General features: G+C 67.4%; 3 protein-coding genes. All 3 read right to left on the reverse strand.

Annotated elements, in window-relative coordinates:
• Positions 1-487, reverse strand: a 487-nt coding sequence (locus KVT32_RS27715; RefSeq protein ID WP_217619149.1) for an HAD-IIIA family hydrolase, incomplete at its 3' end; no start/stop codon positions are given.
• The gene (locus KVT32_RS27720) at positions 478-1,206 is read right to left on the reverse strand and encodes an SDR family oxidoreductase (protein WP_056323292.1); all 729 of its coding nucleotides are present in this window, start codon (positions 1,204-1,206) and stop codon (positions 478-480) included. The genes KVT32_RS27720 and KVT32_RS27715, both read right to left, overlap by 10 nt.
• Before the next feature lie 12 nt (positions 1,207-1,218).
• The coding region (locus KVT32_RS27725) for a glycosyltransferase (RefSeq protein ID WP_217619150.1) at positions 1,219-1,553 on the reverse strand (335 nt) is incomplete at its 5' end.

Below are 1,553 nucleotides of genomic sequence, written 5' to 3' on the forward strand. Positions count from 1 at the left end.
TGCGCCACTCGGTTTCGTTGCCCACGTCAAGCAGGATGCTGCGGCATCCGGCCCGATTTCCGGCTTCCACGTCATCCAGGATGTCGCCGATGAACCAGGACTCGGCCAGGTCCAGCCCCAGCTCCTGCGCGGCCCGCAGCAACAGCCCCGGCTTGGGCTTGCGGCAGTCGCACGCCATTGCGTAAGGCTGCACCACGCCCTCGGGATGATGTGGACACCAATAGAACCCGTCCAGGTGCGCGCCGGCCGCTTGGAACATTGCAGCCAGTTTTACGCCCACCGCGTTCAGGGCATCGGCCGCGAAGAGGCCCCGCGCAACCCCCGGCTGGTTGCTGATGACCACCAGGCTCAGGTCCGTCTGAGCAAGCCGGGACAGGCCCGCCAGCGCCATGGGCGCATACGCCATGCGCTCGGGCGCCACGTTGTAAGGCACATCCGCGAGCACGGTCCCGTCCTTGTCCAGAAACACGGCTGCCCTCAAGGCCATGACGTTTCCTTCATCGGCAACACCATGACTTCAGGCACCACCGTTTCCGGAGGTTGCGTCAGCACGAAGCGCACGGCGCGCGCCACGTTGGCGGGATCCTGCAGCGTGCCGGTGTCGATATCGGGAAAGCGGTCCAGGAGAAACGGCGTGCGCATCCCGCCCGCGATCACGGCGCTGACCTTGATGCCCATGCCGCGCAGTTCCGCGTGCAGCGCATGCGACAAGCCCATCAACCCCCATTTGCTGGCATGGTAGGCAGACGCGTTCGGCCAGGCGCGCCGCGCTGCTGTGGACGCCACGTTGACGATATGCCCGCCGGGGCTCAACCGGTTCTTGCCCAGCTTGGCCATCAGGAAGGGTCCGGTCAGATTGGTGCGCAGCACGCGCTCCCAGACGTCCGCCTCCAGCTGGTCGATGGGGGCCGTCACGTCAACGCCGGCGCTATTGACGATGGCGTCCAGCTTGCCGAACTGCCGCACGACGGCATCCATGCATTCGGCCACGTCTGCTGCAACGCCGACGTCCATGATGCAGGCCATGACGTCCGCGCCGCTTTCCTTCAGCTTGGTGGCGACCGCATGGGCGCGCTGCTCGTCGATGTCGCTGACCGCGACGCGGGCGCCTTCGGCCGCCAGCTGCTCGCAAAGCGCCGCGCCCAGGCCGCTGCCGCCGCCAGTGACCAGGATTACCCGCCCGTCCAGGCTCTCGAATTCGTGCATGGTTCCGCTCCTTTAAGCCGCGATGCGCGCGGCGATCCGATCTTCCCGTGGCGTCTCGGCCGCCATGCGCCCATAGACGGACTGCAAATCCTGGCCCACGCGCTTCCACGTATAGAGGCGGCGCGCGCGCATGCGTCCCGCCTCGCCCATGCGCTCGCACAAAGCCCGGTCACCCGCCAGTTCCGCAAGCCTGTCGGCCAGGCTGTCCGGGTCCTTGGGCGGCACGAGAAACCCCGTTCTACCGTGCACCACGGTGCTGCGTATTCCGCCCGTGTCCGCGCCGATCACGGGACGCGCGCACGCCATCGCCTCGACGGGCGTAATGCCAAACGGCTCGTACCAGGGTG

The sequence above is a fragment of the Achromobacter sp. GbtcB20 genome, from assembly GCF_019091095.1.
GTDB classification, from domain to species: Bacteria; Pseudomonadota; Gammaproteobacteria; order Burkholderiales; family Burkholderiaceae_B; genus Achromobacter; species Achromobacter mucicolens.